Annotated in this window: 15 protein-coding genes; 6 read left to right on the forward strand and 9 right to left on the reverse strand. The window is 47.0% G+C overall.

What is annotated here, in order from left to right; genetic code table 11:
- The 5 genes from ACYVAM_RS00365 to ACYVAM_RS00385 all read right to left on the reverse strand — a co-directional run bounded on the left by ACYVAM_RS00365 (position 1) and on the right by ACYVAM_RS00385 (position 5,191).
- A complete protein-coding gene (locus tag ACYVAM_RS00365) occupies positions 1-189 on the reverse strand; it encodes a hypothetical protein (RefSeq protein WP_461062781.1) in 189 nt (62 codons plus the stop codon).
- A gap of 90 nt (positions 190-279) precedes the next feature.
- Positions 280-813 carry a GAF domain-containing protein gene (locus ACYVAM_RS00370; RefSeq protein ID WP_461062783.1) on the reverse strand — a complete coding sequence of 178 codons (534 nt, stop codon included), beginning with the start codon at positions 811-813 and terminating at the stop codon, positions 280-282.
- Between the two features lie 64 nt (positions 814-877).
- On the reverse strand, positions 878-2,455 hold the full coding sequence (locus ACYVAM_RS00375; RefSeq protein WP_461062785.1) for an ADP-ribosylglycohydrolase family protein: 1,578 nt from the start codon (positions 2,453-2,455) through the stop codon (positions 878-880).
- Between the two features lie 35 nt (positions 2,456-2,490).
- Positions 2,491-3,426 (reverse strand): ribokinase, encoded by a 936-nt coding sequence (gene rbsK, locus ACYVAM_RS00380; protein ID WP_461062787.1) that lies wholly within the window; start codon positions 3,424-3,426, stop codon positions 2,491-2,493.
- Positions 3,427-3,607: 181 nt separating this feature from the next.
- On the reverse strand, positions 3,608-5,191 hold the full coding sequence (locus ACYVAM_RS00385) for a Na+/H+ antiporter (RefSeq protein WP_461062789.1): 1,584 nt from the start codon (positions 5,189-5,191) through the stop codon (positions 3,608-3,610).
- 438 nt (positions 5,192-5,629) lie between these two features.
- On the opposite strand from ACYVAM_RS00385, the gene ACYVAM_RS00390 reads away from it, so the two are divergent.
- From ACYVAM_RS00390 to ACYVAM_RS00405, 4 genes are read left to right on the forward strand one after another with little or no spacing between them, the layout of a single operon-like run.
- A complete protein-coding gene (locus tag ACYVAM_RS00390) occupies positions 5,630-6,703 on the forward strand; it encodes a hypothetical protein (RefSeq protein ID WP_461062791.1) in 1,074 nt (357 codons plus the stop codon).
- A gap of 8 nt (positions 6,704-6,711) precedes the next feature.
- Complete coding sequence (locus ACYVAM_RS00395; RefSeq protein ID WP_461062793.1) at positions 6,712-7,287, forward strand: RNA polymerase sigma factor; 576 nt, start codon at positions 6,712-6,714, stop codon at positions 7,285-7,287.
- Positions 7,268-8,485: a hypothetical protein gene (locus ACYVAM_RS00400; RefSeq protein ID WP_461062795.1), complete on the forward strand. Its 1,218-nt coding sequence runs from the start codon at positions 7,268-7,270 to the stop codon at positions 8,483-8,485. The genes ACYVAM_RS00395 and ACYVAM_RS00400 overlap by 20 nt, the downstream gene beginning before the upstream one ends.
- A 27-nt stretch (positions 8,486-8,512) precedes the next feature.
- Positions 8,513-8,749 (forward strand): hypothetical protein, encoded by a 237-nt coding sequence (locus ACYVAM_RS00405; protein WP_461062797.1) that lies wholly within the window; start codon positions 8,513-8,515, stop codon positions 8,747-8,749.
- Positions 8,750-8,957: 208 nt separating this feature from the next.
- On the opposite strand, the gene ACYVAM_RS00410 is transcribed toward ACYVAM_RS00405, so the two are convergent.
- The 4 genes from ACYVAM_RS00410 to ACYVAM_RS00425 form a co-directional block, all read right to left on the reverse strand.
- Complete coding sequence (locus tag ACYVAM_RS00410) at positions 8,958-10,568, reverse strand: ORC-CDC6 family AAA ATPase (RefSeq protein ID WP_461062799.1); 1,611 nt, start codon at positions 10,566-10,568, stop codon at positions 8,958-8,960.
- Positions 10,569-10,581: 13 nt separating this feature from the next.
- Positions 10,582-11,310, reverse strand: a complete 729-nt coding sequence (locus tag ACYVAM_RS00415; protein WP_461062801.1) for a hypothetical protein — start codon at positions 11,308-11,310, stop codon at positions 10,582-10,584.
- 261 nt (positions 11,311-11,571) lie between these two features.
- The gene (locus ACYVAM_RS00420; protein ID WP_461062803.1) at positions 11,572-12,213 is read right to left on the reverse strand and encodes a hypothetical protein; all 642 of its coding nucleotides are present in this window, start codon (positions 12,211-12,213) and stop codon (positions 11,572-11,574) included.
- Between the two features lie 31 nt (positions 12,214-12,244).
- Positions 12,245-12,952, reverse strand: coding sequence for an XRE family transcriptional regulator (locus tag ACYVAM_RS00425; RefSeq protein WP_461062805.1), 708 nt, complete (start codon positions 12,950-12,952; stop codon positions 12,245-12,247).
- Positions 12,953-13,097: 145 nt separating this feature from the next.
- Between ACYVAM_RS00425 and ACYVAM_RS00430 the strand changes: the two genes are divergently transcribed.
- A complete protein-coding gene (locus tag ACYVAM_RS00430; RefSeq protein WP_461062807.1) occupies positions 13,098-13,409 on the forward strand; it encodes a hypothetical protein in 312 nt (103 codons plus the stop codon).
- 26 nt (positions 13,410-13,435) lie between these two features.
- A complete protein-coding gene (locus tag ACYVAM_RS00435) occupies positions 13,436-13,657 on the forward strand; it encodes a hypothetical protein (protein WP_461062809.1) in 222 nt (73 codons plus the stop codon).
- The last annotated feature ends 11 nt before the right edge of the window (positions 13,658-13,668 follow it).

Here is a 13,668-nt window from a genome sequence, read left to right on the forward strand (position 1 = left end):
TTATTCGTCGTCCTCACCCTGGTCGACGTGCCCATGAATAAAGCCGCCGGGCAGCTCTTCCTGGTCCTCTAAAGGCGTATCTCCAGGTTCGTGTGGCCCTTCCTGACGCAGAATTGACTCTCTGTCATTGGCACTGTTTCCTCCCTGATCTCCCTCGCCCCCTGGCGAAAACCATCTGACCGTCTTCATAGCTGTTTCGTTTTTTATAGATTATCTTCCAGAAAACCGTTGAACCTAGAGGAGGTTTAAAAAAGATAGCATTTGGTTAATGGGCAGGCCTTATGACGCTACATAAGCCGCTATCAGGGGCTGTAGTTGCGGGAGAATAGCCTCGATCTGCGCCTTCTCCTCCTCTGTCCAGTGTCGGGCACGTCCGAACATACAGGGTTGCAAAATCCCCCATAGTTGATTATCTCTCTGAATGTGCGCATGTATCAGCGCCCGGTGGCCGAACGTTTCCCGCTCAAACTGCTGGTTGAGTACGTCAGGGCCAGCCAGCTCAACATCATCGACATAGACCGACGGTTTCATGGCCAAGCCAGCCCGAATCAACGGGTCTTCAGTTGGCAACTCATCCGTATCGGGTTGCCAGGTGGGTTGTATTATATTTTTGTCGGGGATCTCCTGACTCCTGCGCCAGTAAAAAGCGGTTCGCCCCCGCTTCTGCTCAGGCTGGCGCACGTAAAGAAAACAACGATCAGCATCCAAGGCCCTTCCGACCGTCTCTACTATTTGGTTCAACGTATGGGCGGGAGAATGTCCAGCCTGAATAAGTTCTTCGATTCTTGCCGATAAAGCGTGTATAGGGATCATGGGTGCTAGTATACGAATGACGATCAGACGTCGTCAGGTAAATGGCTACCTGACGACGATCGATTTAATAGCGGGCCAGAATAGGTTTATCACTAAAAACAATCAGATTCCGAAGGCGAACAGTATGATCGTTATCGGGGTTGAGCAGTTTCAGGCGCACCGTATGCTTGCCCGGAGCCAGCTTATACGCCCAGGTCAGGTCGTAGCGTCGGCGAGTGAAGCTAGCGGGCTGGCTGGCCGTTTCAAGCAGTTTATCATCCAGATATACGTCCAGTTTGCCGACGTACGTACTTTCATACTCATTGGCTCCCATCTGCGCTTTGGGCCGCGTATCGCCCACAATGATGAAGCCATTACCCTCAAAACTAGCCGTATACTCATTGGTCAGGTCTTTGTTGACCGCTCGTTTTTCGACGGGAAAATGACCTGCAAAGCCCTGCTCCAGCCGAACCGCTTTGGGCGCTTGCACTGCAATCGTCACCTGGTCGCCGACTACTTTACCACCGTTGCGTTCGATAACCTGAAGCGCGTGCTTCATACCGATGGTATACACATCGTTGAGCGACATGGTGGTGTATTTAAAGTCGATATCTTCCGCTTCTTTCAGACCCAGTTTCCAGTATGCCGGTATTTTATCATACCCCAGTATCGTACCCAGAATACCACCGGCCGACGATGGATTACAATCTGAATCCTGCCCGGCGCGGGTGCTGATCTGCATGGTTTTGGTATAGTCGCCCTGCCCATACAGCAGCCCCAGCACGATGTAGGCGGAGTTGATTTTAGCGTCAATATTAAAGGGCGAAAATACGCCGTCGGAACAACCTACTTCGTCGGCCCACTTGCGCTGGATTTCCAGCCAGGTCCGTTTCCAGTCATTGGGGTATTGATCGTGCCATTTGATGACATCGGCAATACACTGGTAGAAAGTGCTCTGTGCCGGAATGGCTTTCAGCCCCTCCCGAACAACGTAGTTTACCTGGTTGTTGACGCCTGCCTGACCGGTAGGCAAAAAGGCCAGTGCATACATGGCCCCTACATAAACGCCCCCGTACCAGCCATCACCATAATTCATAATGTGCCCAATGGAATCACCGATCTGCACGGCGGTGTTAGGCATTCCGGGGGCCATCAGACCCGAAAAATCAGCTTCGATTTGAAAGTCGATATCGTCGGCGTGGGGATTATTCAGCCAATGGCCCGATTCAGGGGCTTTTATGCCGTTGAGAATATTGTATCGCCCCACCTGGTTGGCATGCCAGAGCATGTAGCCGGCATTGGCAAAGGCTTTAGCGTGTTCGCTGACGGGCGCATCCAGTCCTTTTTTCTCGAACACATCCACAAACGTCAGGTCCATATACAGGTCATCGTACAGCCCTACGTTTTCGGTCATTGTTTTTTTGATGTAGCCGTCATACCAGGGAATGGGCTGATAATCATTCATCATGGTCCCATTGAATTTAAATTCCGTTGGTCCGCCAAAGGTGCAGCCAATGACCTGACCCGCCCAGCCGCCTTTGATCTTATCCTGCAACGTCGCTTTGGCCATCGTTACAGTTCCTGGCGCTTGTTTTTTGGGAGCGGGTGCGGGGCTAAAAGCTGCCAGAGTCAGGACAGTCAGGAGTAAATACATTTTTCTCATGGAAGGTAGTCGGGTTTTAGGAATAAGCACACAGTCTATAAGGGGAGCGCATCGACTTCGTGACGGTGAGGCAGCGAGGCCTGTGCGCCCATGCGGGTAACTGAGATGGATGCGGCTTTACAGGCAAAGGCTACGGCTTTGGGCAGGTCATACCCTTCCGCGATGGCTACGGCCAGCGCCCCGTTGAAGCAGTCACCAGCCGCCGTTGTATCAACCGCCGTTACGGACGGGACCGCAATCAAGGAAGCGCCCTCCGCTGTCGACAGGTAGGCCCCCCGGGCGCCAAGGGTGATCACGACATTGGGTACCCCCGCTTCGTGAAGACGTTGAGCGGCCTGTTGGGCAGTAGCTTCGTCGGTTACCCGAACGCCCGTGAGCCATTCAGCTTCGGTCTCGTTGGGCGTAATGACGTGCAGGCAGGCCAGCACCGCCGAGTCGAGCACCTGTGCCGGAGCCGGGTTTAGCACCACCCGCATCCCGCGCTCGTAGCTCTGCTGAATGGCGTAGGCAACCGTGGGGATGGGCGTTTCCAACTGCAGCAGAACGACCGTAGCGGCAGGGTTGGTTTCGGCCTGCAGGGCCTTCGCGACCTGCGCCTGACTTAGCCGGGCATTCGCTCCCGACGCCACCATGATGCAGTTCTCGCCCCGGCTATCCACCCCGATCAGTGCCACGCCCGATGGTTCATCGGCATCCGTCGTGACATAGTCTGACTGAATTCCTTCCCGTTCAAACTGCTGGAGCGCCTGCCGACCGAATATATCGTTGCCCACATTAGCGACAAAAGTCACCCTGGTGGGCGAGGTACCGGCTGCCAGTCGGGCTGCGGCTACAGCCTGGTTGGCCCCTTTTCCGCCCGGATTCATGAGAAACGTACCCCCCAGTACGGTTTCACCAGGGGCCGGGAGCTTATCTCCCTTGATTACCATATCGGTATTTGAACTGCCAATAACACAAACAGCTGAAGACATAACTAGCGGACTCTTTTTTGAACAAATCTATGTAATAATTGTACCCATCAGAGTCCTATTTTCATAACATTAGCTATTTCTGGCAACGAGATGCTAGTACAAAAGCCGTATAATGCCCTAAACAATGACTTTTCGACGATGCCTTTACGGCTGTGCTACCGGCTGGATCGGGCAAACTGGATTAAATGACCTTCAACCGTTCTTCCTCTAAATCAATCTGGTATAACTGCTGACGGATAATTTCTTCATCAATCGTGGGGTCTTTGTTGAGCTCCGTAAGGTACTGTCGTTGGCTTTCGAGCAATTCCACAAAAATCACCTTCGTTTTTTCTGTCATCCAGTTGTCGTCCGTGGCCTTTGTTCGCTTTTCCCACTGCTTCAGAAATCGCTCCATACCAACATGACCCACCAGTTCATTTTCAGACTTGTTTTTCAGAAACTGATAGACGTGTTGTTTTAGGCCCTGTTTCATTTTTTGCCTGGTCAATTCGTCTGACTGTTCTTCGATCAATCCGTCGAATAACCCCGACCGTCTGATCAAATAAGGAAGCGTAAGTCCCTGTACCAGAAGGGTAAGCAGTATGACAACAAATGTGATGAAGAGAATGAGGTTCCTTTGTGGGAAATCCACCCCATTCGCTAACGTAATGGGTATAGCCAAAGCGGCAGCCAGCGACACGACACCCCGCATGCCCGTCCAGCCCAAAAGCATAGGCATCAGCCAACGCCTTCTCGTGAAGCTGGCACGAGGCATGACGCCAGGACGAAAGATGAACGTAGCCAGTAAGGCCGCGTACGAACTAATGATTCTGGCAGCGATTAACACGCCCGTTACCAATACGCCTGAGCCAATGGCGGTATGCAGGGGAATACCTTTAGCGCGCAGGCCTTCAACAATTTCGGGCAGCTCCAGACCAATAATCAGAAAGACAATACCATTCAGGATAAACACAAAACTTTCCCAAACATTAAAACTCTGAATACGACTGGTACTGTCCAGAAAAACAAGTCGTTTGGCCGACATGTACAAACCACCGCTCACGACGGCCAGCACTCCCGAACAATGGCATTGCTCAGCCACCCAATACATAAAATAAGGCTCAATGAGCGTCAGCGCTATCGTTGATTGCGCATCGAGCGGAAGTCGTTTATGGGATTGAACAAAAACCCAGGCCAGCAGCAGACCAATACCCACACCACCCAGTATGGTCCATAAAAAACTCATAGCGGCCTGCTGCCAGATAAACTGGCCTGTTCCAACAGCGACCAGGGCAAACTGGAAAATAATCAGCGATGAAGCGTCGTTGAGCAGACTTTCTCCTTCCAGAATAACCGACGTGGACTTGGGAATTTTAACAAATTTGGTAATGGCTCCGGTACTGACCGCATCGGGGGGCGATGTGATTCCGCCCAATAAAAACCCTAACGCAATCGTGAATCCTGGAATAAACTGGTTGGCTACTATGGCCACAGAAAAAGCGGTAAAAAACACGACCAGAAAGGCAAAACTGCCAATGATGCGCCACCATTTTTTCATTTCTTTAAATGAGATCGTCCAGGAAGCCTCAAATAAAAGGGGGGGCAGAAAAATAAAAAATATAAGGTCGGGATCGATGCGAACCCTTGGCAATCCGGGAATAAAACTAACGAATAGCCCGGCAACAACGAGCAGAATCGGATACGCAATTTTTAGTTGGTTCGCCCAAGTGTTCAGCAACACGATGGCCGCGATCATGGCAAGCAGAAAAGGTAAAAGTATATGCATTGAATCAGGGATGTGTCGTGCAAATGTGTTAAAAATAGTGGTTCAATACCCAAAATGAGCTCACCAGACGAATGTAATTGAAAAAAACCGACAATTGAACGACCGGCTGAAAGCCAACGGCGACGCTGTCCTAAAAAAGAAATTTTTCTGCCGACAGGTTCCTTACTTAGCCTGACCGGCAATGCTTTCCTTTGTTGCGTCCTGTAGCGGCCACTTTGTCGCCACGCTTCAGGTCAACACCAACCCAAACGCGTCCGAAACCGCAGGAGGTGCGCGTGATGAACCAAACGTTAGTTGACGTTGCCGGCGTAGTGCCGCTCCCCGTGTATGACTGAATCGCTTGTCAACCAGTTGCTCGATGAGGAAAATTTCGTCGCCTTGCCAGCGTTTTAGCGCCTGGTTTCGTCTAGTCTGTAGGACCAAACAAGAGCGACCACAATGACAAGTCGATTTCTTCCACCCCGCCCGTGGCGGATCATACTGGCAACAGCCCTGCTGACCGGGGTCGATATGGGGTGTCAACCAGATGCCCAGAATGCGACAACGCCACAGACCAACTGCCTCCTGCAGGCTTATTCGACACCCGCTGACCGAACGACCTATGCCTTTAACCCGCAGGGACAACTCCTTAACTGGGAATTTAACCTGACCAATGGCGATCAGACGATGAAGAATACCTACACCTATGATAAGGATGGGTATCTGACGGCATCAACCCTGGTGCGCACAGATCGGTGGTACGTCAAAAGTGGTCAGCCAGCCCGCCAGATGACGACCAGCAGAACGTACAGCTACGCGAATGGCCGCTTAACGGGATACGTCAGTGAGAGTAGTCCTGGTTCGTCGCCCGGCAATAAAATTACCGGTACATTCAACTACGACCAGAATGGGCAACTTCAGTCCGAGACCGCTACGTTTCAGTACACGTCCGACCCAAAGCTATCTTTGGAGGGCAATAATCTGGATGATGGGAATAAACGAACCTGGCTTTACCGCCAGAATCAGCTGGTCGATTATACGTATCAACCAAATGCATCGGGCGCTACGACGCATCCGTATACGATCGTCGACGGGCGAATTACGCAAATCAACAACCAGCCCGCCTTTGACTACGACAGCCAGGGCCGTTTGGTAAAAACCATCGTTTACCAGCAGGGCAACCTGAATTCGTATGCCGTGATTGAGTACGATCAGGGTAAATCAGCCCTCGAAACAGTACCGGCTTTCAAAGGCTTCCCTGCTATCAGGTCCGTGGCAGGTGTAGAAACAAATCTGAACGTAGCCATCGGGCTTCTGGGCTATACCGCACCTGTTGTTCAGAAAAGTTATACCTATTTCGCCGACTATCCTGGGCACGGCGTCGTTCAGTTAACAAAACATACGTACATAAATCAGTTGAATAGCCAGGGATTCGTTACGCAGACAACCGCCATTGGCACGAGTACGTATCCCGACTCACCTCCTCAATCCGACACAATAAAAACGGTGTTCACCTATACGAACTGTAACTAATTGACGGCTTGATCGACCAATCACTTCAGGCCTTGCTGCAAGGCTGTCGTCGGGGTGAGGAACCCGCCCAACAAGCGTTTTATGAACGATACTACAGCTATGCCCTGTCGGTTTGCCTGGCCTATGCCAGTAACCCCGAAGATGCCCGTGAAATCCTGAATGACAGCTTTTTAAAAGCATTCAGGCATCTGGATTCCCTAAAGCAGGAGGATGCTCTTTTGCCCTGGCTCCGGCGCATCCTGGTCAATACGGCGCTGGACTATTACCGCAAAAACCGCCAGCGGGCCGCCGATATTCCACTGCAAGGAGTTGATTATGAGTTAGTAGAGCCTTATCTCAACGAAGACGCTATTTTTGCCCAGCTTTCGGCTGAGCATATTCTGGCGGTCCTGCATCAGTTGCCCGTTCCCTATCGGCTCGTGTTTAGCCTCTATGTCCTGGAGGGGTACACCCATGCCGAAATTGCCCAGCGACTGGCCATTGCCGAGAGTACATCGCGATCGCACTTAACTGAAGCTAACCGGCGGTTACGGCTGGCCTTAAGCGCCCAAACCATGCCCAACCATGAGCGAACAAAACGATAAGCGTCTCCACGACTGGGTACGCCAGTCGCTGGCAGCCCACCAGCCTGCCTACATACCCGCGGATTGGGAACGGCTGAAACGCCAGCGCCAACGTGGGCGCAGGTGGCGGGGGGCACTTTGGATCAGTCTGGGTGTAGTCCTGGTCACCATGCTGGGCTGGTTATGGGTGTATACCCGCTCCGATCGGCGGGTTCCTCCGGAACTGGCAACGAATCGGCCAACCCGGTTGCGGCCGTTGGAAAGTCCCCGGCCTCAACCAGCGCTCCGGCCCGAATCGTCCCTACCCGCTCCTGCTGTGAGCCGGATTAATCGCGCACGAGCTGAGGTAACGTCGTCTCCCCAATTCGATCCGCCCCGGCTCCGATACGCTACAGAATCGATACCACCCCTACCGATCCAAACGGCCCTGCGAACCGCATTGACGGAACAAATTCACCGTGGGCAACCCGTTGCGTTCAGCCTCGAAGAAGCGGCCATTATTCACCAGGTGCAAACCGGCGACTTTGGCAGCGACTCCACGACGTACCGGGTTTTAGACCGAAACCTACGGCAGTGGCCAGCCGCCGTGATCGTTTGCGATATGACGACGAGCATGTATCCCTATACCACGCAACTGCTTACCTGGTTCAGGAAAAACACGGCGGCTATTTCTCCGCAGGGATTCGTCTTTTTTACGGATTGCGATAGTCTGGGGCAGCAAACACGCCCCGGTGGTTTACCCGGCCAGATGTATATCAGCCGGGATGTTCATTCGGCCAGCACCCTGCCCCTTTTGCTGGATGCGGCCCGGAATACGGTCAACAACAAGGATGATGGGGAAAATACGGTGGAAGCGCTCCTACGGGCACAGACTGAATTCCCCCAGGCCCGGCATCTCATTTTAGTGGCCGACAACCTGAGTCAGGTAAAGGATATGGGCCTACTGAAGCGGTTAACCAAACCGGTTCATGTGGTGCTTTGCGGCACGACCGGCAGCGATACGGCGCGGGCGTACCAACCCGATTACTACCAGCTTGCCGAGCAGACGCACGGTAGTATCCATACGCTGGAAGACGATCTGAATCCGGCCACCGTCTCCGCGACCCAAACCGTACGCGTAGGTACCCGCTATTATCGGTACAGTCCTCGCCGAAAGCAATTCAAACTCACCCCCTACGACCATCGCCCCCGACGGTTTTTAAAGTTTATTTGGCTTTAGGGGTAAGATAGTTAATGATAGTCAATAGTGATACGCGTCAAAACCCTCAGAGCAGTTGATCTTGAGTTTTCAAGTGTAGATCTGATCCGGGAAAAGATGGGGCAAACTTATATCACACAAGCAAATGGAAATCATGGAACGGGTATCATTGGGACAACTGAAGTTGATCATTTTCCCAACTCAGTGAAATATATTGAAACTAATTTAAAAAGAAACGAAGCAGCTATTTCGATTGAACCATTGTTAGAAGCAAGGCAAGGATGAGGAGGGATCATCACTTAAACGCTATTTCTAATTAAAAGCAACAGAAAAGAGTAGCAGTTTAGATTTAAATAAAGAATAATGATAGTATTTTACAATAAAGGTTCATTGATAGAGTATTTAATCTAAAACTTCATTCTCTTAGATTAGTCGTCATTATTCTACTTTAGCTAATATCTAATACAGCTTTACAATGAAACGAACACCACATTTATCCTGAAATATACTCATAGACTGCACTTACTGCTGCATTCTTTATTCTACGAGAACGTACATCGCCAATATAAAAAGCTTCTTTTAATTTTTGCTCTGAAGCATTAAGTATTTGTTCGATAGTCTTCACCCCTACGCTTTCTATTGCATTTTTTTGCCATTTCGGTATATCAAGTACATTAATAGGTTTCGTTAGTTGTTTATTCAAGACATCAATCATACCACTTCCATTAAATGTTTTAATAGAAGCTGCTAACTGTTGAAATATAAGGTGATTTGCCCCGTACTCGCTCATTCGCTTAATGGTCAGCTGTTTTGCCACATTAAATGCATTTTGAGCTGGATTTGGGTCTAAAGCAAATAAGCACCCTAAATTGACCATATATCTCGTCCCAATTTCTGATCTAGTTGCTTTAATACCTAGACCATGTTCAGTAACTATACCTGTATATGCCAATATTCTTATTGCCTCTTTAACTATCTGTGGAGCATCTCTGTGAATCCAAAAAAAGCAAGTCGTCTTTTTATCATCTTCTTGGTATTGTAAATTTTTCCTATAAAGCTCTGGCAAAACTGTTTGCTCAATAAATCTTCTTCCCCAATCAATGAGTGCCCTATGACCTTCATATTTTTCGGAAAGTAAGGAATGTTCGGCCCAAACCGTTGTTCGATAATATTCTCTAATTAACTCATTAATTGCATTATTAGAAAGGTCTGGGGCTAAGTTTAATGTTTTTAATAATATTCTTGGATTACCATTTGCAGCATAGGCTAAAGTTGCAAATAATTGACCTCGCTTTGTGATACTGCTCATTAAACTGCTACCAGCCTGCTTCTGGACAATCTCTTTCATATTAGCTATGTAATTGTCTGAAGTAACATCTCTATCTATGGCCAGCATTGTGGCATCATGGACTGGTTGGAAGGTTTCTCCATACGAAGTCACGCCAGGATATACTGCTGCATTACATGTAAGATATGGACTTCTTAAATCTCTAAATAACGTAAAAAATTGTCTTTGCTGAGAAGGAATAAAAATATGAGCTGCTTCATCTATAAATAATACAATTCTATTAATATTTGCTAAATGGCAAATATCTTCAATAGCTTCCTTGAATACTTCAACTGTCGGAACTAACCTAGTGTCTATAGCTTCTCCAGGCTTTTTATAAGAATTTTCAAAATTCTCTGTTAGTTCTTCAAGCTTAGTTTTATAAGTAGAAATATTTTCCGTGCTACCGGCCAGTATTGAAAAGTTACTTGAAACATTATGAATTAACCCTGCTTTTTGAAGATCTCTTATAATCTTTGAGGTTATTTTAGCTAACATCCAGCTTTGAAAAGCATTATCATTGCTAGAGTATATAAGTGAGCTTTTTATAAAAGTTATATAAACGGGAAATACTCTCTGCTCATCGAACACTTTCATCATCTCAGCTTCTGCTGTTCTTAGAAGAAAGGATTTACCTACTCCTCTACTGCCTACAACAATAACTGGGTTTCTACTTTTCAAAGAATTCACTATAGTCCTGTCAGTAGAAGTTTCAACGAAATATTTTAAAATTTCATCTAGTTTAATATCTTCAGTTCTGTAAAATAAATCTTCCATACTAACTTGGCAATTAAGATTCAAAAAAAGTTCTTATTGGGCGCAAATGGTTTAGCTCTCCAAGTACAGCTAATTCAAGTTTCGACTTACTTTCGGAATCTAAGGAAGTTAAATATCTAACACAAAATGAAAAACAAATTACCATTCTAATACTTCTTGCGTTTTCTAACCATTGTTTAAATAGAATGGTATCAAACTTTATTTGTTCAGGAATAACATCATGTGTATGAGCATTACCATGAACGAACTCTGAACACTCCCTATAAACTGTTCTTGCAATTGTGCAATAATGGGGTGCTTCTTCGGTCAATTCCTCGAAGAAGGCATCAACGAAACGCTTAGTAAAAATTCCGTTTTCACCTATTATTGGACTCCATTGTAAATCCCTTTGACTGCGTAACCAAACTCTAAGTTCTAATTCATTTGCAGAAAGATATACAGCTCCCAAAGCCAATTCTAAAAACAATCTAAGGCTAGAATAAGCATGACGATATTGTCCTTGGATTACAGCTAGCAAAGAAAATTGATATTCTCTTAATGAAGCCTCAAGCATTGTCTTTTCAGGTCTTTTATTGAGCACCTCTAGCCATTTTTCAAAATCACTGATAAAGTGATGGTTTTCAGCAAAAGCCTCGATCTCAGCCGAATGAAATGATTCACGCCCAACAGCTAGACATTTTTCTTGTAGCCTATCATAGTACTCTTCGATTGCTTTCTTTTTCGTTTCAGGTATCTGCTGCATTTCACTATGATCTAATCAAAAATCTTCATGGATTAATTTATTTAAAATACAGAATTTTATATTATTCATAATCGTTAGATATAGTCTAAAATGCAAACTCCTCAAAATCAACATTTTGAGGAGTTTGCATTTTTTTGTGGAGACGGAGAGATTCGAACTATAAACCGCACCGTTGCAAAATAGGGCTAATTGGGCTGTAAAGGCACTTTCAATCAGGTCAGAGCTTGCCATTATAAGATATTTCTCGCCATTTTCTTGCCATTATTTTAGGCTAAAAACTGGCTTTGTGTCTAAGTCGTCACCTCTCAACAGAATAGTCATTTGAACCGGTTTATTCGGTATTGGCCCTATCCACACTGTATCGGTCTGTCCCTCACGTACTACCTCAATTGTATCAAAGCCGTCGAACTTTTCGGTTTCACTAATCTCGTTTCCGCCCTGGTCTTGGAAGGTCCACCGATTCTTATACTTACCGTAGAGAAAAATCGGCTTCTCTGCCAGTACCTCTTCCGGTTTGAAAGCATTGGATTGACTTAGTTCAGCCAACATCTTGTTGTCAATCAACGCTTTTACGTAGAACCCATCCTCTTTTTTAAACTCCGTTGAATTGCGCGGAGTAGCCCACCCACCGTTATAGTACAAATGGAAATTGCCCACTTGCGTTTTAATTGACGCAGGCAAACTAGCCCAATCGTACACCTTCCCACCATGAACCACGTTTACAGAAGCACCTGGTGCTTCCCCCCCATTTTTCGTTTCAGCCTTGCGGCTTACTTGCTCCAGCTTCGGTTTAGCTGGAGCTAACAAACCAGCTACTATCAGTAGCGCAAAAATTGAAACAACTGTAATGATGCTGATTTTTAGCCAACTAGACTTTTTGTTGGCGCTTTTCGATGTAGACATTGTTTGCACTGATATTGAGTTTAGCTAATAGTTATCGTACTGCTTCTCTGACCTTTTCTACGACTTTCCACATATAGAGGATATCTTCTCCGTGTACATCGATATGCCCGTATTTGTCATTATCAGACCATAGTTTCAGGGTGCCATTAGTATTGAGGGTATTGGTCTTTATTCGTTTAACAACGAAACGGTTACCTGCATAAAGCACTGCGTAGACTCCACCTGACTCATACTTAATATCATTTTTCTGAACCGCTTCGGCTAGCACTAACGCGCCTCCTTTAATTTCAGGTTCCATGCTGTCACCTGCAATCTCAATAATCAAATGCCTCTCACTAATGGCGATAATGGGCAAGAATACGGGGTAAGTCTCTTCGATCCAGTTCAACGTAAAATTATCGTAAGTCATTAAAGGTATGCCCGCTTGGGCACGTGCGGATAGATAAGGTACCTGTACATAGAATTCGGAGATGTTAGGTCTGACAGATGCGATGTTACCCTCCGCAAAGAAACCTGTCTCTGGCTCCATATCGTTCGGCAATCGCCCTTCTATAAGGTCGGCGATAGTTACACCCAATGCCTTTGACACATCTAATAGTTGTGAAGTAGTTGGTTTTCCTTTCCCCGACTCCCATTTCTGTACAGATTGGTATTTCAGACCCAACATTTCAGCTAAGTCTTTTTGCGTCAAGCCTTTAATCGTCCTAAGGGACTTAATCATTTGGGCAAGTGATTGCATGGATAAAATATTTTACAACTAATAGTTGTAATACACATTTTAGTTGTGTTATTTAGCACTACCAAAATGTGTAGTACTATTTTTAGTAGTGCTAATATACGACCCAAAAGTGTAGCAGCAAGGTAACAATAATCAAACGGTATTAATGGATTTACAGATGGTCAGAAAAGCATTGCAGTCGGTCAGTGCTGCACAGGAATGGCGAGAGAAAATGCTTGTAGCTCGCCAGAGCTTGCCTGATGGAATTGGGCAGCAGGATGTCATCAATTGGGTAGTCTTGCAAAATCCAGAATTAGACCGTCTGACTTACGCTACTCGCTGGAAAAATGCCTGGTTGGGCCGGGTGGCTGATCCGGAATTTACACGATTGGTGGAAGAGTCTGTAAAGTTTTTTCAAAAGCAAAAGGCCAACCAGACGAACCGGCTTAAACGACAGAATTTAAAGAAAGTGCAATAAGTGGTGTTCAACTAAATCAGACAATTATGACCCTAGATACAATCATTGAGCAATATCAGGCTGGTACACTTGCTAACGCGCCTGATCTGGTATTGCTGGAAGCCCAGAATAAAATCGAAACCTGGCACGCCTGGAGACATGAAAACCCAGATGCCAAACCCACGTCAGTTCCTAGTGTGGAAGTACTTAGCAACATCTCCGCATTCATTCAGCAGACCACCAATAACCGCTACGGTTGCAACGATTAATCTCTAAACCA

This window comes from Spirosoma horti, from assembly GCF_054776595.1.